This is a genomic window from Streptococcus cristatus (genome assembly GCF_001578775.1).
GTDB classification, from domain to species: Bacteria; Bacillota; Bacilli; order Lactobacillales; family Streptococcaceae; genus Streptococcus; species Streptococcus cristatus_A.
Genome location: NZ_KQ969062.1, coordinates 441,539 through 459,949 on the forward strand (window position 1 = coordinate 441,539; position 18,411 = coordinate 459,949).

An 18,411-nucleotide genomic window follows, 5' to 3' on the forward strand; every position below is an offset into this window, starting at 1 on the left:
AGATGCGCGACCTGGGCAATACTTTAATCGTGGTTGAGCACGACGAGGACACCATGCAGGAGGCTGACTGGCTGATTGATGTGGGACCAGGAGCTGGTGTTTTCGGTGGTGAAATCGTTGCAGCCGGCACTCCTGCACAAGTGGCCAAGAGCAAGAAATCTATCACAGGCCAATACTTGTCAGGTAAGCGCGAGATCCCCGTACCATTGGACCGCCGTGTAGGCAATGGCCGCTTTATTGAAGTGACAGGGGCTCAGGAGAATAACTTGCAGAATATCTCAGCTAAATTCCCCTTGGGCAAATTTATCGCTGTGACAGGAGTTTCTGGATCCGGTAAGTCAACGCTGGTCAACTCTATTCTTAAAAAAGCCATTGCTCAAAAACTCAACCGCAACTCTGCCAAACCAGGTAAGTTCAAGAAAATCAGTGGCATTGAGCATGTGGACCGCTTGATTGATATTGACCAAAGCCCGATTGGCCGGACACCGCGTTCGAATCCAGCTACCTATACTGGAGTTTTTGACGATATTCGCGATCTGTTTGCCAAGACCAATGAAGCCAAGATTCGCGGCTACAAGAAGGGCCGTTTCAGCTTTAACGTCAAGGGCGGTCGCTGTGAGGCCTGCTCGGGTGATGGGATTATCAAGATTGAGATGCACTTCCTGCCTGACGTCTATGTAGCCTGCGAGGTCTGCCACGGCACCCGCTATAATAGCGAGACTCTAGAGGTTCACTATAAGGAAAAGAATATCGCTCAGGTTCTGGATATGACGGTCAATGATGCGGTAGAATTCTTCCAGCATATTCCCAAGATTGCCCGCAAACTTCAGACGATTAAGGATGTGGGACTAGGCTATGTGACTCTAGGGCAGCCAGCCACAACCTTGTCAGGTGGTGAAGCTCAGCGGATGAAGCTGGCCAGCGAACTTCACAAGCGCTCGACTGGTAAGTCCTTCTATATCTTGGATGAGCCGACGACAGGGCTTCATACAGAGGATATTGCTCGCTTGCTTAAAGTCTTGGCTCGTTTTGTTGACGATGGCAATACAGTCCTCGTCATTGAGCACAATCTGGACGTTATCAAGACAGCTGATCATATCATCGACCTAGGACCGGAAGGCGGTGTCGGTGGTGGTACGATCATTGCGACTGGTACACCAGAAGAAGTCGCAGCCAACACAGCCAGCTATACCGGCCAATATTTGAAAGGCAAGCTAAAATAAGATTTTTATCCTGCTAAAACATAAATCCCTCACTAGGCTAACCTAATGAGGGATTTTAACTTATAGTTATGAGGGAAGTAGGGCATAGCTATCGCAGCAACCTACTAGATATTTTAGAATGTTTTCTCTTTGTCACGAACGACCAGTAAGTCCACTTTCGCGTGGCGAAGGATATACTCAGATGATGAGCCGACTAGGAGGCGTTCAAAGGCATTGAGACCGGTAGCTCCGACCATAATCAAATCAACCTTGTGTTCGTCAGGAATGTCAGTCGCAAGGAGGGTTTTGGGATTGCCCAATTCAATGACGATATCGACGTATTTGACCCCAGCTTTTTGCGCCTTTTCCTTGTACTCTGTCATCAACTTTTGTGCTTCTTCTTGGAGATCTTCGTAGACCTCAGCGTCAAATGTTGAGACGCTTTGGAGAGCCCGGGTATCAATCACATGAGCAATTGTCAAACGAGAAGCATTTCTCAGCGCTACATTAACACCTTTTTCAAAAGCGAGTTCTGCTTCGCGAGAGCCGTCAACAGCGACCATGATATTTTCATATTTTTGTTGAGTCATAAAGCTACCTCCATCTTTTGTCGAATACTAGATTCGAGCTTCTTATATCTTCACTTATATTGTAAACCTTTTCAGAAAAAAAGTAAAGCTGCAAATGAAATTCAGAAATCAAGTGAAATTATCATGATGGACAAGTGTATTTTCCTAAGTTATAAGCCTTATTTTAGTTGAAAGGAGCTTTCTTAGATTCTTCCTAATTGTCAATCTTTTTTTCTGGTGGTATAATAAAATCATTCAGATGAATTGAGGAAAATAGGATGAAAGAATTTAATAAGTCCAGCAAACTGGAACATGTAGCCTATGATATTCGTGGACCGGTGTTGGATGAAGCGATGCGGATGCGGGCCAACGGAGAAAAAATCCTCCGCTTGAACACGGGAAATCCAGCTGAATTTGGCTTTACCGCTCCAGACGAGGTCATTCATGATTTGATTATGAATGCGCGTGACAGTGAGGGTTACTCTGATTCTAAGGGGATTTTCTCAGCCCGTAAGGCCATTATGCAGTATTGCCAGCTCAGAAATTTCCCTAATGTTGATATCGATGATATTTATCTTGGAAATGGAGTCAGCGAGCTGATTGTTATGTCTATGCAGGGACTCTTGGATGATGGAGATGAGGTCTTAGTACCAATGCCGGACTATCCGCTCTGGACGGCTGCAGTTAGTCTGGCTGGTGGGAATGCTGTGCATTATGTCTGTGATGAGCAGGCAGAATGGTATCCAGATATTGACGACATCAAGTCAAAAATCACTTCTAATACTAAGGCTATCATTATCATCAATCCTAACAATCCAACAGGGGCACTTTATCCTAAGGAACTTTTGCTAGAAATTGTGGAAATTGCTCGCCAGAACAATCTTATCATCTTTGCGGATGAAATTTATGACCGTATGGTGATGGATGGGCATGTGCACACGCCTGTGGCAAGTTTGGCACCAGATGTTTTCTGTGTCAGCATGAATGGTCTTTCAAAATCTCACCGTATCGCTGGTTTCCGTGTTGGCTGGATGGTCTTATCTGGTCCTAAGACGCATGTCAAAGGCTATATCGAAGGTCTCAATATGCTGTCCAATATGCGTCTTTGCTCTAACGTTTTGGCCCAGCAAGTCGTACAAACATCACTAGGTGGGCACCAGTCAGTGGATGAATTGCTTTTACCAGGCGGTCGTATCTATGAACAAAGAAACTTCATTTACAATGCTATTCAAGATATTCCAGGTTTGTCTGCAGTCAAACCTAAGGCGGGTCTTTACATCTTCCCGAAAATTGATCGGGAAATGTACCGTATCGATGATGATGAGCAGCTTGTCTTGGATTTCCTCAAGCAGGAAAAAGTCCTTCTTGTCCATGGACGAGGCTTTAACTGGAAGGATCCAGATCATTTCCGAATCGTTTATCTGCCTCGGGTAGATGAACTAGCTCAGATCCAAGAAAAAATGACACGCTTCCTGCGCCAATACCGCAGATAAGCATAAAATACAAGTCATAAACCGTTTAAAACAAATTCGTCTTAGAATTGTTTTAAATGGTTTTTTTGATGAAGTGATTCTTTTCGCAATCGCCAAATTCTGAATCTTTCAGAATTGTAGCGAATTTTTTTTCAATACACAATTTTCAGATAATTATTGAAAATTTCGGTCGATTATGGTACAATCAAGGGGACTAAATACGAGGTAAATGTATGGCAAAACTATTAGAAAAAACAAGGAAGATTACTTCTATCTTGAAACGTTCAGAGGAGCAACTTCAGGAGGAACTTCCTTACAATGCGATCACTCGCCAGCTTGCTGATATTATTCATTGCAATGCCTGCATCATCAACAGCAAGGGCCGTCTCTTGGGCTATTTCATGCGCTACAAGACAAATAATGATCGTGTAGAAGCCTTTTTCCAAGACAAGACTTTCCCCAAAGAATATGTCCAAGAAGCAAACATGGTGTATGAGACAGAGGCCAATCTGCCTGTAACTCACGATTTGACTATTTTCCCAGTGGAAACCAAGGATGAATTTCCAGATGGTTTGACTACTATCGCACCGATTCATGTTTCAGGAATTCGCTTGGGCTCGCTGATTATCTGGCGCAATGATAAAGAATTTTTGGATGACGACCTGATTTTGGTCGAGATTGCCAGCACAGTGGTCGGTATCCAGCTGCTTAACTTCCAGCGAGAAGAGGACGAGAAGAACATCCGTCGCCGGACAGCTGTGACCATGGCGGTCAATACCCTGTCTTACTCAGAGCTAAGAGCTGTTTCAGCTATTCTGGGCGAGCTCAATGGCAATGAAGGGCAACTGACGGCTTCTGTCATTGCTGATCGCATCGGGATTACCCGCTCAGTGATTGTTAATGCCTTGCGCAAGCTGGAAAGTGCGGGGATTATTGAAAGCCGCTCGCTGGGGATGAAGGGAACTTATCTGAAAGTACTGATTCCAGATGTTTTTGAGGAAATTAAAAAGAGGGATTACTAATGGCAAGAGCGCTGATTTCCATTGATTATACAGTTGATTTTGTTGCAGACGAGGGGAAATTAACAGCAGGAGCGCCGGCTCAGGCAATTTCTGAAGCCATTGCTCAAGTGACCGAGGCAGCTTTTGATCGAGGGGACTATATCTTCTTCGCGATTGATGCCCATGATGAAAATGACGCCTTTCACCCAGAAAGTAAGCTGTTTCCACCTCATAATATCAAAGGAACTAGCGGTCGCAATCTTTATGGTCCTTTGGCTGATTTTTATGACAAGCATCAAGCAGACTCTCGGGTCTTTTGGATGGATAAGCGTCATTATTCTGCTTTTTCTGGTACGGATTTAGATATTCGATTGCGGGAAAGAAAGGTAGATACAGTTATTTTGACAGGAGTCTTGACGGATATTTGCGTCCTACATACAGCGATTGATGCATATAATCTTGGTTATCAGATTCAGGTGGTAGAGCCAGCAGTGGCTTCTCTGTCAGAGGAAAATCACAAATTTGCCTTAAACCACTTGCAAAATGTCCTGGGTTCGACTATAATAGATACAATTTAAGAGTAAAAGAGAAGCAGAGTAGGCTTGCTGACTTGCACAGAGAGTACTGATAGCTGAGAGCAGTACCAAGAAAGCAAAAACCGAAGAACATGTTTCGTAATCTTTTGTGTGATTAAGCACAGACGTCGCTCACGTTACGAGCTCAGAGGCTGCCTTTTAGGGTAGCGAATAACAGTGGTACCACGGCTTTCGTCTGTTTCAGAGACGAAGGCCCTTTTCTTTTGTAGCGATTCAAGTGAAGACGATGGAAGAACGTGGTAATATCCTGAACAACAGGGCGAAGCTACAAATTGATGTGAGAGGGAAAGTATATGAAAGAAATTTTTATCGGAAACTATGGTTTAGAGCAGGTCGGACAGACCATGACCGCAACTGGCTGGGTGGCCAACATCCGCAATCATGGTAAGCTGGCCTTTATTGAATTGCGGGACCGCGAGGGCTTGCTTCAGGTCTTTGTTGGCGGTGAGATTGAAGATTTTGCTAAGCTGGAAAAAATTGGCAAAGAGGATGTCATTGCGGTGACGGGGCAAGTCGTTCAGCGGGAAGAGCGCTTTGTCAACAAGGCCATCAAGTCTGGTCAGGTTGAGCTAAGGGCAGAGAAGATTGAGGTCATTGCTAGCAGTAAGCCTCTGCCTTTTGAGTTGGACCAGCATGCCCATACTGGGGAAGACCTGCGTCAGAAATACCGTTACCTGGACTTGCGGCGTGAGAGGATGACACATAACCTCAAACTGCGCCATCAGGTCACATCAACTATTCGGGAATATTTGAATGGTTTGGACTTTTTGGAAGTGGAGACGCCTTATCTGACCAAGTCAACTCCTGAAGGAGCTAGGGATTTCTTGGTGCCTAGTCGGGTCTTTAAAAATCAATTCTACGCGCTGCCGCAGAGCCCTCAGATGCTCAAGCAGTTACTGATGGGAGCTGGCCTCGAGCGCTATTATCAGATTGTTCGTTGTTTCCGTGACGAAGATTTGCGGGGCGACCGTCAGCCAGAGTTTACCCAGGTGGATTTGGAGTTGAGTTTTGCCAGCGAGGAAGAAATCCGAGCTCTGGTTGAAGCTATGCTCAAAGCAGTTGTCAAGAAAACTCATGGTTTAGAGTTGACAGAAGCTTTTCCGACTATCAGCTATGAAGAAGCTATGAGCCGCTTTGGTTCTGATAAGCCAGATACACGCTTTGGTTTAGAGCTGAAGAATTTGACGGATTTGTGCCAGTCCAATGACTCTCTTCTCATCAAGAAAGCCTTGGACAACCAAGAGGAAGTGATGGGAATCTGTGTGCCAGATGCGGCTAGTGTTTTTAGCAAGAAACAGCTCAGTCACTACTATCAAGAAATGAAGGAATTTGGCTGCAGTCGTTTCGCCAGTCTAAAGGTTGAAAATGGCCAGTTAATTGGAGATTTGGCTAGCACCTTTGAGGCTGAGAGTCAGGATTTACTAGCACGTTTTGAGGCCAAGGATGGAGATTTGATTCTGCTAGTTATGGCTAAGAAGCGTCGGGCTCAGGAAGCTTTGGGACATCTGCGCATAGAAGTCGCAAAGGCTTTGGATTTGATTGACCCGAGTCTGCTTCATTTTCTCTGGGTTGTGGATTGGCCACTACTGGAGTGGAATGAAGACCAAAACCGCTATCAAGCCATGCACCATCCTTTCACACAAGGCATTTTTGAAGAAGGTCAGGAGCCAGATCAATACCGCAGCCATGCCTACGACATCGTCTTGAATGGCTATGAAATTGGTGGGGGGAGTCTACGGATTCATGACAGGAAGGCTCAGGAAGCGATGTTTGAGCTATTGGGCATGAGCCGAGAAGACTATGAGCGGGACTTTGGTTTCTTCCTAGAGGCTTTGGAGTACGGCTTCCCACCACACGGTGGCTTGGCTCTTGGCTTAGATCGCTTGGTTATGATTTTGGCTGGGGAAGAAAATATTCGCCAAGTCATCGCTTTTCCGAAAAATGGTACTGGTTTTGACCCTATGCTGGAAAGTCCAAGTCTGGTGGATCCAAGACAAGTGAAAGAACTGCATTTGGAATTGAAGAATTAGCCAGAAATATGGTAAAATGAAATGATGCGAATTCCTGAAGAAATCAGGAAGAAGCTAAAGAAAGAGGTCGCAGCTACGAGAGCTTGGTGCCTCTATCTTAGCAAAACAATGCGAGTTAAATACCTCGAAAACAAAGATCTTTCTTAGATTTATCGTTTTCGGTTGGTATTCAGGCTCGTCTATCTTATGAAAGGAATCAGAAATGAAGATTACTCAAGAAGAAGTAAGTCACGTTGCAAAACTGTCAAAACTGGCTTTTTCACCAGAAGAGACAGATGAGTTTGCGACAACCTTGTCTAAAATTGTCGACATGGTCGAATTGCTCAATGAAGTGGATACGGAGGGTGTGCCTTTCACTTCCAATGTGGCAGCTAACATCAACTATATGCGAGAAGATGTGGCTCAGCCGGGCTGGAACCGAGAAGAGCTTTTCCAAAATGTACCTGAAAAAGAGCGGGGCTACATCAAAGTGCCTGCCATCCTAGATGACGGAGGAGATGCCTAATGACTTTTAATCACAAGACCATTGAAGAACTGCATGACCTGCTGGTCAAAAAGGAAATTTCTGCAGTTGAGCTGACCCAGGCGACCCTGGACGATATCAAGGCGCGGGAGGCTGCCGTGGACAGCTTTATCACGGTCAGCGAGGAAGAAGCCCTGGCCCAGGCTGCTGCCCTGGATGCCAAGGGGATTGATGCGGACAATCTCATGAGCGGGATTCCGCTGGCGATCAAGGATAATATCTCTACCAAGGGTATCCTGACAACAGCTGCTTCAAAAATGCTTTATAACTATAAGCCGATTTTTGATGCGACCAGCGTGGAAAAGCTCTACGGCAAGGATATGATTATCGTGGGCAAGACCAACATGGACGAATTTGCCATGGGTGGCTCCAGTGAAAATTCTCACTTCAAGACGACCAAGAATGCCTGGGATGCTAGCAAGGTTCCTGGTGGCTCATCTGGTGGTTCAGCGACAGCTGTTGCTTCTGGTCAGGTTCGTCTATCACTAGGTTCAGATACGGGTGGTTCTATTCGCCAGCCGGCTTCCTTTAACGGCGTAGTCGGCCTCAAACCAACCTACGGACGGGTTTCCCGTTTTGGTCTCATTGCTTTTGGTTCTTCTTTAGACCAGATTGGGCCTTTCTCTCAGACAGTTAAGGAAAATGCACAGCTTCTGAATGTTATTTCTGGTAATGATCCTAAGGATTCTACATCATCACAAGAAGCTGTGCCAGACTTTACAAGCAAGATTGGCCAAGACATCAAGGGGATGAAGATTGCCTTGCCTAAGGAATACATGGGTGAGGGAATTGACAGCAAGGTCAAGGAAACGATTCTGGCAGCAGCCAAGCACTTGGAAAGTCTAGGAGCTATCGTTGAAGAGGTTAGCCTGCCTCACAGCAAGTACGGCGTGGCAGTCTACTATATTATTGCTTCCTCTGAGGCTAGCTCTAACCTGCAGCGCTTTGACGGTATTCGCTATGGCTATCGTGCAGAAGGCATTGAAAATCTAGAAGATGTCTATGTTAAATCTCGTAGCGAAGGCTTTGGTGAAGAGGTGAAACGCCGCATCATGCTGGGAACTTTCAGTTTGTCATCTGGTTACTACGATGCTTACTTCAAGAAGGCTGGTCAGGTTCGTACCTTGATTATGCAAGATTTTGCCAAGGTATTTGAAAAATATGACTTGATCTTAGGTCCAACTGCACCAACTGTTGCTTATGACTTAGGCAGTCAAAACCAAGATCCTGTGGCTATGTATCTGGCGGACCTTTTGACCATTCCAGTCAATCTGGCTGGCCTACCGGGGATTTCAATCCCGGCTGGCTTCGTAGATGGTCTTCCTGTCGGCCTGCAGTTGATTGGTAACCACTTCGATGAAGCGACTATCTATCAGGCAGCCGCAGCATTTGAAGCAACGACTGACTACCACAAACAGCAGCCAGTTATCTTTGGAGGTGAAAAATAATGAACTTTGAAACAGTTATCGGACTGGAAGTCCATGTTGAATTGAAGACCAATTCAAAAATTTTCTCACCGGCTCCAGCTCACTTCGGTGAAGATCCAAATGCCAACACCAATATCATCGACTGGTCCTTCCCAGGTGTTCTGCCTGTTATGAACAAGGGTGTCATCGACTATGGAATCAAGGCTGCTCTGGCTTTGAACATGGACATTCACCAGAAGATGCACTTTGACCGCAAGAATTACTTCTATCCGGACAATCCAAAAGCCTATCAAATTTCTCAGTTTGATGAGCCGATTGGCTACAATGGCTGGATTGAGATTGAACTAGAAGATGGCACGACCAAGAAAATCCGTATCGAGCGGGCCCACTTGGAAGAAGATGCCGGAAAGAATACCCACGGCAGCGATGGCTACTCTTATGTGGACCTCAACCGTCAAGGGGTGCCGTTGATTGAGATCGTATCGGAAGCAGATATGCGCAGTCCAGAAGAAGCTTATGCCTATTTGACTGCCCTCAAGGAAATCATCCAGTACACGAGCATTTCGGATGTCAAGATGGAAGAGGGCTCCATGCGGGTGGACGCCAATATTTCCATCCGTCCTTACGGCCAGAAAGAGTTTGGTACCAAGACTGAGCTGAAAAACCTTAATTCCTTCAACTTTGTCCGCAAGGGTCTGGCCTTTGAGGAAAAACGCCAAGCTGAAATCCTACGCAGCGGTGGTCAAATCCGTCAGGAAACCCGTCGTTATGACGAAGCGACTGGCGAAACCCTGCTCATGCGGGTCAAGGAAGGTTCAGCGGACTACCGTTACTTCCCAGAGCCTGATCTGCCTATCTTTGAGATTGAAGATGCTTGGATTGAGCAAGTACGCAGCAGTCTGCCAGCCTTTCCAAAAGAGCGCCGTGCCAAGTATGTGGGCGATTACGGCCTATCTGACTACGATGCCAAGCAGCTGACCGCGACCAAGGCTGTGTCAGACTTCTTTGAAGCAGCTGTTGCTGCAGGTGGAGACGCTAAGGCTGTCTCTAACTGGCTCCAAGGAGAAGTGGCTCAATACCTCAATGCAGAAGGTAAGACTATCGCTGAGATTGAGCTGACGCCTGAGAATCTGACTGAAATGATTGCCTTGATTGCAGACGGAACGATTTCTTCTAAGATCGCTAAGAAGGTCTTTGTCCATCTGGCTAAAAATGGCGGTTCTGCTAAGGAATATGTACAGAAAGCAGGCCTGGTTCAAATCTCAGACCCTGCGCAGCTTCTGCCAATCATCCAAGAAGTATTTGCCAACAACGAAAAAGCTATCAATGACTATAAGGGTGGCAATAAGAATGCGGCTAAGTCCCTGATCGGTCAGCTCATGAAAGCAACCAAGGGCCAAGCCAACCCACAAGTAGCACAAAAACTGCTGAACGAAGAGTTGGAGAAATTATAGAAATAAGCAGAAAACCAGTCGTGAGGCTGGTTTTCACCTTTTATTTGAATGGTATTTATGGTAAAATAAATAAAAAATAAAGGAGTTCTTATGTCAGAAATTAAAGTAAAACGCGGAACAGGCTTTGTAGGGATCATTGGGAATTTTCCAATTTTAATCAATGGTCAAAAGGTTGGTACAATCCAGAATGGCGACGAGGCGGCCTTTCCTATTGAGGGAGAAGAAGCGGTTGTTCGTGTAGGAGCAGCTCCTATGAGAACCAAGCCAGTGACAGTTAAAGCAGGGCAAACCTTGCTGGTTGAAACAAATTTTACTAATTTTTCTATCTGTCTAGGAGTTTTGTTGCTCGGCCTGTTCTTTGGTGGTCTAGTGCGTGCAATTCTCTTAATTCTTTATATTGTTTTAATGTTTCTTCTGCCTTTTTACTCAGCTAGGATTGAAGAATAAACTGAAGAGTTTTTGTTGATAGGTTAGCTTGAAATAAAGGATTTTTTGATGCCAAAATTTACCATTACGCGTGCTACCGGTATGGTCGGAGTAGCTCAAAATGTTGCAGTATATCTAAATGGTGAACTTGTGGATAGACTTGCGAATGATGAAAGTAAAACGCTGACTTTTGAGGGAAACAGTGTTGAACTACAGGTTGGACAAAGCTTTATGAAATCGCATAAGATTCAAGTGAAAGATGGTCAGAAAGTACTCGTTACAGCTTCTGGAATGCGGGCTATGCTAGGAATTATTGGGCATATCTTAGGTTTGCCTTATTTACTTCTTGAGATAGAGAATTAAACATCTTTAAGCTCAACTAAATCATAAAAGATCAGTCAAAACAGACTGATTTTTCTTTATGGTTTATGTTATAATGATCAGAGCTAACAGAAAGAGGTTTGAGATGTCAAAAGTTTTGAGGGGAACCCTTTATACCTTGGCCGCGGGGATTGCTTGGGGCTTATCGGGAACGAGTGGTCAATATCTGATGGAGCATGGTTTTTCGGCACTGAGCTTGACCAATGTGCGCTTGTTGCTAGCGGGTTTGGTTTTGATGATGTTGGCTTATGCGACAAATAAAGATTCTTTTAAAGAGATTTGGAAAGACAAGAGCTCTCTTCTACACATTTCACTTTTTGCAGTTCTAGGCTTATTCATCAATCAATATGCATATTTAGCGGCCATTCATGAGACGAATGCAGGAACAGCAACGGTCTTACAATATCTCTGTCCAGTGGGAGTCTTGGTATACACTTGTATCAAAGATAGAGTAGCACCGACTGTGGCTCAGGTCTGCTCTATGATTTTGGCTATCGGAGGAACCTTTCTGATTGCGACCCACGGTCAGATCAATCAGCTCTCGATGACGCCAAAAGGCTTATTTTTAGGTATTTTCTCAGCCTTTACTTATGCACTTTATATTCTTTTGCCGATTGGGCTCATCAAAAGGTGGGGAAGCATGCTGGTTATCGGGATTGGCATGACCATTGCAGGTATCTTGCTCCTTCCTTTCAGCGGTATTTTCCAGCATCAGTGGCAATTCCGTTTGGATATCCTTCTAGCCTTGGTCGGCATCATTGTCATCGGGACAATCTTTGCTTACACCGTCTTTTTGAAGGGAACAAGCTTGGTTGGCCCTGTTAAATCTAGTCTTTTAGCTTCGATTGAGCCAATTTCAGCGGTCTTTTTTGCCTTTGTCATTATGAATGAACGCTTTTATCTACTTGATTTTGTAGGTATGGGCATGATTTTGCTAGCTGTCCTATTGATATCTGTCAAGGACTTAATCTTGGAAAAGAAAAAAGGTTTATTATAAGCAAGAAAGAATAAAGAAAAAAGGTTTATTATAAGCAAGAAAGAATAAGGAAAGACCTGGCTCCATATAGAGCTAGGTCTTTGTTGTTTACTTATTCGGTTTATTCATCGCTTTCTGAGCTGCCAAAGAATGCTTTGTACAGAGCACGGATGGCCTCTTTTTCTTGGTTCTTATTGACAACAAACATGATAGAAACTTCACTGGAACCTTGTGACATCATTTGGATATTGATTTTGTTGTCAGAAAGAGCTCTAGTTGCAGTAGCGGTCACCCCGATATGACTTTTCATTTTTTCGCCGACAATCATGATAATAGAGAGGTCATGCTCAATCTCAGCATAGTCTACTTCTGCTTTTTGTACAAGCTGGCGTAGAATCTCTTCTTCTTTGATTGGAGTTAATTCACGTTCACGAAGGATGATGGAAAGATCATCAATTCCTGTTGGCATATGCTCCCAACCGATATTTAGATCTTCCAAAATCTGAAGCGCCTTTCGGCCAAATCCAACTTCTCGGTTCATGAGATACTTGGACATGTTAATGCTTACGAAGCCAGAATCACCAGCGATTCCTACAACAGGGGGATGATCTTCGCTATGTTTATGGACGATGCGCGTACCGGGGTGTTCTGGATTATTGGTATTTTTGATAACGAGTGGAATTTTTCCGCGATAGGCTGGAAGCAGGGCTTCATCGTGAAGGACAGTAAAACCTGCATAGGCTAATTCCCGCATTTCACGGTAAGTAAGCTCGGCGATGGAACGTGGCTTATGAATAATCCCAGGGTGAGCAGCAAAGATGCCGTCTACATCAGTGAAATTTTCATAGACATCAGCTTTGACACCAGCTGCAATAATTGATCCTGTAATATCTGAGCCACCACGAGAAAAAGTACAGATTTGTCCATCTTGAGTGACACCAAAGAAGCCAGGGATGACAAGGACTTCATCGGAATGGATTAGTTCTTCCAATTTATCATAGCTTGAAGGAAGGATCCGAGCATTTCCTGGTTCGCTTGAAACCACTAGCCCAGCTTCTCTAGGATGGACGTAACGAGCCGGAATGCCGTTGTGGTTAAAGTAAGCTGCGATGAGCTTAGCATTGTTGTTTTCACCAGCTGCTAGGAAAGTATCGTAAAGAAATCCATTATTTTCAATTGGCAGAGTAGCTAGGGAGATGATGCTCTTAGAGATTTTTTCAATAATTGCAGATTTCAGGCCTAGCTCAGAGACCATATCGGAGTAGCGTTTAATAATCCAATTTTGCTCCTTGGAAACATCATTTCCTGCAATGTACTGGCGATAATACTTAATCAGGGCATCGGTGACTTTTGTATCCTGGTCATCTCTTTTTCCTGGTGCGGAAACGACGACGAAACGACGCTCAGCATCAGACTTTACAATATGTAAGACTTTTTCTAATTGTGAAGCAGAAGCAAGTGAACTTCCGCCAAATTTTACAACTTTCATAGAAACTCCTAAACATGATTTAGGAAAAATTATAACAAAATTCTGAAAATTTTGCAAATCTATCAGAAGCACCGCTTTATATAAATTTATTGCAAAAATAAGCAAAAAACGAATATAAAATCAAATTTTCCAGTTTTTGTTTTCTTTCTTACATCTTTTATGCTAGAATAAATGTAATTTGACTATCAAATTATTTAATTATGAAATAAAATGGCTGTAATTACCCAGTCTGGAATGGAGTTAGAATGACTTTTAATGGTATTCTTTATAAGGTAGTTGATGAAGTGGCGACTATTACCTTCAATCGTCCTGAAGTTTCAAATGGTTTCAATATCCCTATGTGTGAGGAGATTTTAGAAGCGATTGAGCTGGCCGCAAATGATGAGGCAGTGAAGTTTCTAGTGATCAATGCCAATGGGAAGGTCTTTTCTGTCGGTGGCGACCTAGCTGAGATGCAAAGAGCTGTCAGTGCTGACGATATTCAATCCTTGGTAAAAATTGCAGAGCTGGTCAATGATATTTCTTTTGCCATGAAACGACTACCCAAGCCAGTTATCATGAGTGTGGATGGCCCTGTTGCTGGTGCAGCTGCCAATATGGTCGTGGCTGCAGATTTCTGCATTGCGACAGAAAAATCTCGGTTCATTCAAGCTTTTGTGGGAGTGGGCTTAGCGCCAGATGCCGGTGGACTTTATCTTTTGACTCGGGCAATTGGTGTGACTCGGGCGACTCATTTGGTCATGACGGGAGAGGCCTTGACTGCTGAGAAGGCTCTGGATTATGGTTTGCTCTATAAGGTCTGTGAAGTAGAAAAACTGGAAAAAACAACGGAACAGTTGCTGAAGAAGCTAAAACGCGGTTCGCTGAATTCTTACAGAGCTATGAAAGAAATGGTCTGGAAGAGCCTGTTCAGCGGTTGGAAAGAATATGCGGAGTTGGAGCTATCTTTACAGAAGTCTCTTGCTTTCACTGAGGACTTCAAAGAAGGTGTCCAAGCTTATACTGAGAAGCGTCGTCCACAATTTGCAGGTAAGTAAGGATTTGCAGGATAAGAAAATTGTTTGAAAATCAAATAAATTTTCAAAAGGACTTGCAAATTATTTTGAGATCTGATAAAATTTGAATGTCAAAGTATTTATGAAGGAGGTGTTGGTTTGAATTATCAATTAGTCAATGATTATTTAACATCCATTTTTAATAATGTTTTGGTTATTGAAGAGTCCAGCCTCCGAGGCAGTCAATTTAAAGATGTCTCCATTAAAGAAATGCACACTATTGATGTTATTGGTACCATGCCTAATGCGACTCCAAGCGATATTTCAAAGGAATTGTTAGTCACTTTGGGGACTGTCACAACCAGCTTGAATAACTTGGAGCGTAAAGGGTATATCGAGCGTCGCCGTTCATCCATTGACCGTCGTGTAGTTCATCTGAGTTTGACTAAGAAGGGGAGGCTCTTGTATCGTCTTCATAAACGATTCCACAATCGCATGGTCATGCAAGTAGTGGAAGGAATGTCCTCAGAAGAAAAAAATGCAATGCAAAAAGGTTTGCAGAACTTGTATAATTTTTTAGAGGAGTTGAAATAATGAACTATGCAAGAATTACTCAAGTAGCTCATTATGCTCCAGAGCAGGTTGTCACAAATGATGATCTGGCCAAGATGATGGATACAAGTGATGAATGGATCTCAAGTCGAACAGGTATCAAACAGCGACATTTATCCCGGACTGAGTCAACAAGTGATTTAGCTACAAGGGTTGCTGAGCAATTGCTAGAAAGGGCCCAACTGTCTGCTGTTCAGCTTGATTTTATCATTGTTGCGACGATCACTCCGGATTCTATGATGCCGTCAACTGCAGCTAGGGTGCAGGCCAATATTGGAGCTACCAAAGCTTTTGCTTTTGATTTGACGGCAGCTTGCAGTGGCTTCATCTTTGCCTTATCAACTGGAGAAAAGTTCATTTCCTCTGGTCGCTATCAAAGAGGTTTGGTGATCGGTAGCGAAACGCTTTCGAAAGTCGTTGATTGGTCGGACCGTGCGACGTCAGTCTTATTTGGTGATGGGGCTGGGGGAGTCTTGCTTGAAGCGGCAGAAAAGCAGTATTTTTGGGCTGAAAGTCAGTTTACTGATGGCTTGAGAGGTCAGAGTTTGACCTGTGGTGGACTTGGTTTGTCCTCTCCATTTTCGGAAAAGCAAGTTGATGATCGCTATTTGAAAATGGAAGGCCGAGCAATCTTTGATTTTGCTATTCGCGATGTGGCACAGTCTATCAAAAATACCATTGAAGAGAGTCCATTTTCAGTGGAGGAGCTTGATTATCTGCTCTTGCATCAGGCCAATATCCGAATTTTAGATAAAATGGCTAAGAAACTCGGAGTTTCTCGGGAAAAACTACCTGCCAATATGATGGAATATGGTAATACTAGTGCAGCTAGCATCCCGATTTTATTATCTGAGTGTGTCCAACAGGACTTGATTAAGCTGAACGGGGATCAGACTATTTTATTGTCAGGTTTCGGTGGAGGTTTGACATGGGGCACGCTTATTGTTACAATTTAGTTAATCATGTGGAAACACATAGATAAAAAATATATTTTTTAAAGGAGTCTATCCATGGCAGTATTTGAAAAAGTACAAGAAATTATCGTTGAGGAACTTGGTAAAGAGCCATCAGAAGTTACACTTGAGTCAACTTTCGATGATCTTGAAGCAGATTCATTGGATTTGTTCCAAGTAATTTCAGAAATCGAAGATGCATTTGACATCCAAATCGAAACTGAAGAAGGCTTGAAAACAGTTGGTGACTTGGTTGCCTACGTAGAAGAAAAAACAAAATAATAAAGATTTGAGAGTATCGCAAGATATTCTCTCTTGTTTAGGTAATAGTTTGAATTTCAAAGTAAAAAGGCTGCTATCTAGCGGTTTGAGCTCAAGCTATTACTTAAGCAATGATTAGAGGAAGGTATTATGCAAACACGAATTACAGAATTATTAGATATTAAATATCCTATTTTCCAAGGTGGTATGGCTTGGGTCGCAGATGGTGACTTGGCTGGTGCTGTTTCAAAGGCTGGTGGTCTTGGGATCATCGGTGGCGGAAATGCTCCTAAGGAAGTGGTGAAAGCTAATATTGACAAGATTAAGTCTTTGACGGATCGTCCTTTCGGTGTCAATATCATGCTTTTGTCGCCTTTTGTAGATGACATTGTGGATTTGGTGATCGAAGAGGGTGTAAAAGTGGTAACGACTGGTGCGGGCAATCCAAGCAAGTACATGGCTCGTTTCCATGAAGCAGGTATTACGGTGATTCCTGTTGTACCAAGTGTGGCTTTGGCTAAACGGATGGAAAAAATCGGAGCAGATGCCGTCATTGCTGAAGGGATGGAAGCTGGTGGTCATATCGGTAAGTTAACAACGATGACCCTGGTTCGTCAGGTTGTAGAAGCAGTTAACATTCCAGTTATTGCGGCTGGTGGTATTGCGGATGGATCTGGTGCTGCGGCTGGTTTTATGTTAGGAGCAGAAGCGGTTCAGGTCGGGACGCGCTTTGTTGTAGCTAAGGAATCCAATGCCCATCAAAATTATAAAGATATGATTTTGAAGGCTCGTGATATCGATACGACAATTTCTGCTCAACACTTCGGTCATGCGGTTCGTGCGCTCAAGAATAAGCTGACTCGCGATTTTGAAAAGGCTGAAAAAGAAGCCTTCAAGCAAGAAAATCCAGACTTGACTGTTTTTGAAAATCTGGGTGCTGGTGCTCTGGCCAATGCAGTTGTCCGTGGCGATGTGGAAAATGGTTCCGTCATGTCCGGTCAGATTGCCGGCTTGGTCAGCAAGGAAGAAACAGTCGAAGAAATCCTCAAGGATATCTATTATGGCGCTGCTGAGAAGATTCAGCAAGAAGCAAAACGTTGGGCAGGAGTAACTAGAAATGACTAAGACAGCCTTTCTATTTGCTGGTCAGGGAGCCCAATATCTGGGAATGGCTCGTGACCTCTATGAGCAGTATGATGTGGTTAAGGCGACTTTTGAGGAAGCGAGTCAAGTTCTGGGCTATGATGTTCGGGCATTGATTGACCAAGATGAAGAAAAACTCAACCAAACTCGCTATACTCAACCAGCAATTTTGACAACTTCTCTTGCTATTTATCGCCTGCTGGCTGAAAAAGGAATCCAGCCTGATATGGTGGCTGGTCTTTCTCTGGGCGAATACTCTGCCTTGGTAGCTGCTGGTGCGCTGGACTTCAAAACAGCGGTAGCTCTAGTCGCTAAACGCGGAGCTTTCATGGAGGAAGCAGCTCCTGCTGGCTCTGGAAAGATGGTTGCGGTCCTAAATGCGGACGTGGCTCTTATTGAGGAAGCCTGTCAGACAGCTAGTCAGCTAGGAGTGGTCTCTCCTGCCAACTACAATACTCCAGGTCAAATCGTCATTGGGGGAGATGTGGCAGCGGTGGATAAAGCGGTAGAACTCCTCAAGGAAGCAGGTGTGAAACGCTTGATTCCGCTAAACGTTTCTGGTCCGTTCCATACAGCTCTCTTGAAACCAGCCAGTGAGCAATTAGCTCAGGTTTTGGCTGAAACAGAATTTGCTGATTTTCAGCTTCCGCTAGTGGGCAATACAGAGGCGGATATCATGGAAACTGGCAGAATTAAGGAATTGTTAACTCGTCAGGTCATGGAACCGGTTCGTTTCTACGATAGTATCGCTAAAATGCAGGAAGCTGGTGTGACTGAGTTTATCGAGATTGGTCCAGGTAAAGTATTGTCTGGCTTTCTGAAAAAAATTGATAAATCAGCAGTTGTTTATCATGTTGAAAGTGTGGAGACTTTGACAGCCCTACTGGAAAAATAATGGGGA

The 18,411-nt window shown here is 44.0% G+C and carries 19 protein-coding genes; 17 read left to right on the plus strand and 2 right to left on the minus strand.

What is annotated here, in order from left to right; all coding sequences use genetic code 11:
- On the plus strand, positions 1 to 1,223 hold a 1,223-nt coding region (locus tag SCRDD08_RS02165), incomplete at its 5' end, for an ATP-binding cassette domain-containing protein (protein ID WP_155719782.1).
- Positions 1,224 to 1,336: 113 nt separating this feature from the next.
- Here SCRDD08_RS02165 and SCRDD08_RS02170 read toward each other — a convergent pair.
- A complete protein-coding gene (locus SCRDD08_RS02170) occupies positions 1,337 to 1,792 on the minus strand; it encodes a universal stress protein (RefSeq protein WP_061422220.1) in 456 nt (151 codons plus the stop codon).
- Positions 1,793 to 2,049: 257 nt separating this feature from the next.
- Between SCRDD08_RS02170 and SCRDD08_RS02175 the strand changes: the two genes are divergently transcribed.
- The 10 genes from SCRDD08_RS02175 to SCRDD08_RS02220 all read left to right on the plus strand — a co-directional run bounded on the left by SCRDD08_RS02175 (position 2,050) and on the right by SCRDD08_RS02220 (position 12,078).
- Positions 2,050 to 3,264: a pyridoxal phosphate-dependent aminotransferase gene (locus tag SCRDD08_RS02175; RefSeq protein WP_061422221.1), complete on the plus strand. Its 1,215-nt coding sequence runs from the start codon at positions 2,050 to 2,052 to the stop codon at positions 3,262 to 3,264.
- Positions 3,265 to 3,476: 212 nt separating this feature from the next.
- The gene (gene codY / locus SCRDD08_RS02180; RefSeq protein WP_005591692.1) at positions 3,477 to 4,265 is read left to right on the plus strand and encodes a GTP-sensing pleiotropic transcriptional regulator CodY; all 789 of its coding nucleotides are present in this window, start codon (positions 3,477 to 3,479) and stop codon (positions 4,263 to 4,265) included.
- Positions 4,265 to 4,822 (plus strand): cysteine hydrolase family protein, encoded by a 558-nt coding sequence (locus SCRDD08_RS02185; RefSeq protein ID WP_061422222.1) that lies wholly within the window; start codon positions 4,265 to 4,267, stop codon positions 4,820 to 4,822. Before codY ends, SCRDD08_RS02185 begins: the two co-directional genes overlap by 1 nt.
- A 311-nt stretch (positions 4,823 to 5,133) precedes the next feature.
- Positions 5,134 to 6,870 (plus strand): aspartate--tRNA ligase, encoded by a 1,737-nt coding sequence (aspS, locus tag SCRDD08_RS02190; RefSeq protein WP_061422223.1) that lies wholly within the window; start codon positions 5,134 to 5,136, stop codon positions 6,868 to 6,870.
- Positions 6,871 to 7,072: 202 nt separating this feature from the next.
- Positions 7,073 to 7,375: an Asp-tRNA(Asn)/Glu-tRNA(Gln) amidotransferase subunit GatC gene (gene gatC / locus SCRDD08_RS02195; protein ID WP_061422224.1), complete on the plus strand. Its 303-nt coding sequence runs from the start codon at positions 7,073 to 7,075 to the stop codon at positions 7,373 to 7,375.
- Positions 7,375 to 8,841 (plus strand): Asp-tRNA(Asn)/Glu-tRNA(Gln) amidotransferase subunit GatA, encoded by a 1,467-nt coding sequence (gatA, locus tag SCRDD08_RS02200; protein WP_061422225.1) that lies wholly within the window; start codon positions 7,375 to 7,377, stop codon positions 8,839 to 8,841. The genes gatC and gatA overlap by 1 nt, the downstream gene beginning before the upstream one ends.
- The gene (gatB, locus tag SCRDD08_RS02205; RefSeq protein WP_061422226.1) at positions 8,841 to 10,274 is read left to right on the plus strand and encodes an Asp-tRNA(Asn)/Glu-tRNA(Gln) amidotransferase subunit GatB; all 1,434 of its coding nucleotides are present in this window, start codon (positions 8,841 to 8,843) and stop codon (positions 10,272 to 10,274) included. Before gatA ends, gatB begins: the two co-directional genes overlap by 1 nt.
- Positions 10,275 to 10,364: 90 nt before the next feature.
- A complete protein-coding gene (locus SCRDD08_RS02210) occupies positions 10,365 to 10,721 on the plus strand; it encodes a hypothetical protein (protein ID WP_048763482.1) in 357 nt (118 codons plus the stop codon).
- A 48-nt stretch (positions 10,722 to 10,769) separates the two neighbouring features.
- Positions 10,770 to 11,063, plus strand: coding sequence for a hypothetical protein (locus tag SCRDD08_RS02215; RefSeq protein WP_061422227.1), 294 nt, complete (start codon positions 10,770 to 10,772; stop codon positions 11,061 to 11,063).
- A gap of 103 nt (positions 11,064 to 11,166) precedes the next feature.
- Positions 11,167 to 12,078, plus strand: coding sequence for a DMT family transporter (locus tag SCRDD08_RS02220; RefSeq protein ID WP_061422228.1), 912 nt, complete (start codon positions 11,167 to 11,169; stop codon positions 12,076 to 12,078).
- Positions 12,079 to 12,178: 100 nt separating this feature from the next.
- On the opposite strand, the gene SCRDD08_RS02225 is transcribed toward SCRDD08_RS02220, so the two are convergent.
- Entirely contained in the window at positions 12,179 to 13,546 is a 1,368-nt protein-coding gene (locus SCRDD08_RS02225; protein ID WP_061422229.1) for an aspartate kinase, read from the minus strand.
- Between the two features lie 245 nt (positions 13,547 to 13,791).
- Between SCRDD08_RS02225 and fabM the strand changes: the two genes are divergently transcribed.
- The 6 genes from fabM to fabD all read left to right on the plus strand — a co-directional run bounded on the left by fabM (position 13,792) and on the right by fabD (position 18,405).
- A complete protein-coding gene (gene fabM, locus SCRDD08_RS02230) occupies positions 13,792 to 14,583 on the plus strand; it encodes a trans-2-decenoyl-ACP isomerase (RefSeq protein WP_061422230.1) in 792 nt (263 codons plus the stop codon).
- 117 nt (positions 14,584 to 14,700) lie between these two features.
- Positions 14,701 to 15,135: a fatty acid biosynthesis transcriptional regulator FabT gene (gene fabT / locus SCRDD08_RS02235; protein ID WP_045500607.1), complete on the plus strand. Its 435-nt coding sequence runs from the start codon at positions 14,701 to 14,703 to the stop codon at positions 15,133 to 15,135.
- Entirely contained in the window at positions 15,135 to 16,109 is a 975-nt protein-coding gene (locus tag SCRDD08_RS02240) for a beta-ketoacyl-ACP synthase III (RefSeq protein ID WP_061422233.1), read from the plus strand. The genes fabT and SCRDD08_RS02240 overlap by 1 nt, the downstream gene beginning before the upstream one ends.
- 54 nt (positions 16,110 to 16,163) lie before the next feature.
- A complete protein-coding gene (locus SCRDD08_RS02245; protein WP_005591706.1) occupies positions 16,164 to 16,388 on the plus strand; it encodes an acyl carrier protein in 225 nt (74 codons plus the stop codon).
- Between the two features lie 129 nt (positions 16,389 to 16,517).
- Entirely contained in the window at positions 16,518 to 17,492 is a 975-nt protein-coding gene (gene fabK, locus SCRDD08_RS02250) for an enoyl-[acyl-carrier-protein] reductase FabK (RefSeq protein ID WP_005591707.1), read from the plus strand.
- Positions 17,485 to 18,405 carry an ACP S-malonyltransferase gene (fabD, locus tag SCRDD08_RS02255; RefSeq protein ID WP_061422234.1) on the plus strand — a complete coding sequence of 307 codons (921 nt, stop codon included), beginning with the start codon at positions 17,485 to 17,487 and terminating at the stop codon, positions 18,403 to 18,405. The genes fabK and fabD overlap by 8 nt, the downstream gene beginning before the upstream one ends.
- The last annotated feature ends 6 nt before the right edge of the window (positions 18,406 to 18,411 follow it).

What these genes read in the sequence shown, in the direction of transcription:
- SCRDD08_RS02170 (WP_061422220.1), bottom strand. Translation starts at nt 1,792, where the DNA reads ATGACTCAACAAAAATATGAAAATATCATGGTCGCTGTTGACGGCTCT.
- SCRDD08_RS02175 (WP_061422221.1), top strand. Translation starts at nt 2,050, where the DNA reads ATGAAAGAATTTAATAAGTCCAGCAAACTGGAACATGTAGCCTATGAT.
- codY (WP_005591692.1), top strand. Translation starts at nt 3,477, where the DNA reads ATGGCAAAACTATTAGAAAAAACAAGGAAGATTACTTCTATCTTGAAA.
- SCRDD08_RS02185 (WP_061422222.1), top strand. Translation starts at nt 4,265, where the DNA reads ATGGCAAGAGCGCTGATTTCCATTGATTATACAGTTGATTTTGTTGCA.
- aspS (WP_061422223.1), top strand. Translation starts at nt 5,134, where the DNA reads ATGAAAGAAATTTTTATCGGAAACTATGGTTTAGAGCAGGTCGGACAG.
- gatC (WP_061422224.1), top strand. Translation starts at nt 7,073, where the DNA reads ATGAAGATTACTCAAGAAGAAGTAAGTCACGTTGCAAAACTGTCAAAA.
- gatA (WP_061422225.1), top strand. Translation starts at nt 7,375, where the DNA reads ATGACTTTTAATCACAAGACCATTGAAGAACTGCATGACCTGCTGGTC.
- gatB (WP_061422226.1), top strand. Translation starts at nt 8,841, where the DNA reads ATGAACTTTGAAACAGTTATCGGACTGGAAGTCCATGTTGAATTGAAG.
- SCRDD08_RS02210 (WP_048763482.1), top strand. Translation starts at nt 10,365, where the DNA reads ATGTCAGAAATTAAAGTAAAACGCGGAACAGGCTTTGTAGGGATCATT.
- SCRDD08_RS02215 (WP_061422227.1), top strand. Translation starts at nt 10,770, where the DNA reads ATGCCAAAATTTACCATTACGCGTGCTACCGGTATGGTCGGAGTAGCT.
- SCRDD08_RS02220 (WP_061422228.1), top strand. Translation starts at nt 11,167, where the DNA reads ATGTCAAAAGTTTTGAGGGGAACCCTTTATACCTTGGCCGCGGGGATT.
- SCRDD08_RS02225 (WP_061422229.1), bottom strand. Translation starts at nt 13,546, where the DNA reads ATGAAAGTTGTAAAATTTGGCGGAAGTTCACTTGCTTCTGCTTCACAA.
- fabM (WP_061422230.1), top strand. Translation starts at nt 13,792, where the DNA reads ATGACTTTTAATGGTATTCTTTATAAGGTAGTTGATGAAGTGGCGACT.
- SCRDD08_RS02240 (WP_061422233.1), top strand. Translation starts at nt 15,135, where the DNA reads ATGAACTATGCAAGAATTACTCAAGTAGCTCATTATGCTCCAGAGCAG.
- SCRDD08_RS02245 (WP_005591706.1), top strand. Translation starts at nt 16,164, where the DNA reads ATGGCAGTATTTGAAAAAGTACAAGAAATTATCGTTGAGGAACTTGGT.
- fabK (WP_005591707.1), top strand. Translation starts at nt 16,518, where the DNA reads ATGCAAACACGAATTACAGAATTATTAGATATTAAATATCCTATTTTC.
- fabD (WP_061422234.1), top strand. Translation starts at nt 17,485, where the DNA reads ATGACTAAGACAGCCTTTCTATTTGCTGGTCAGGGAGCCCAATATCTG.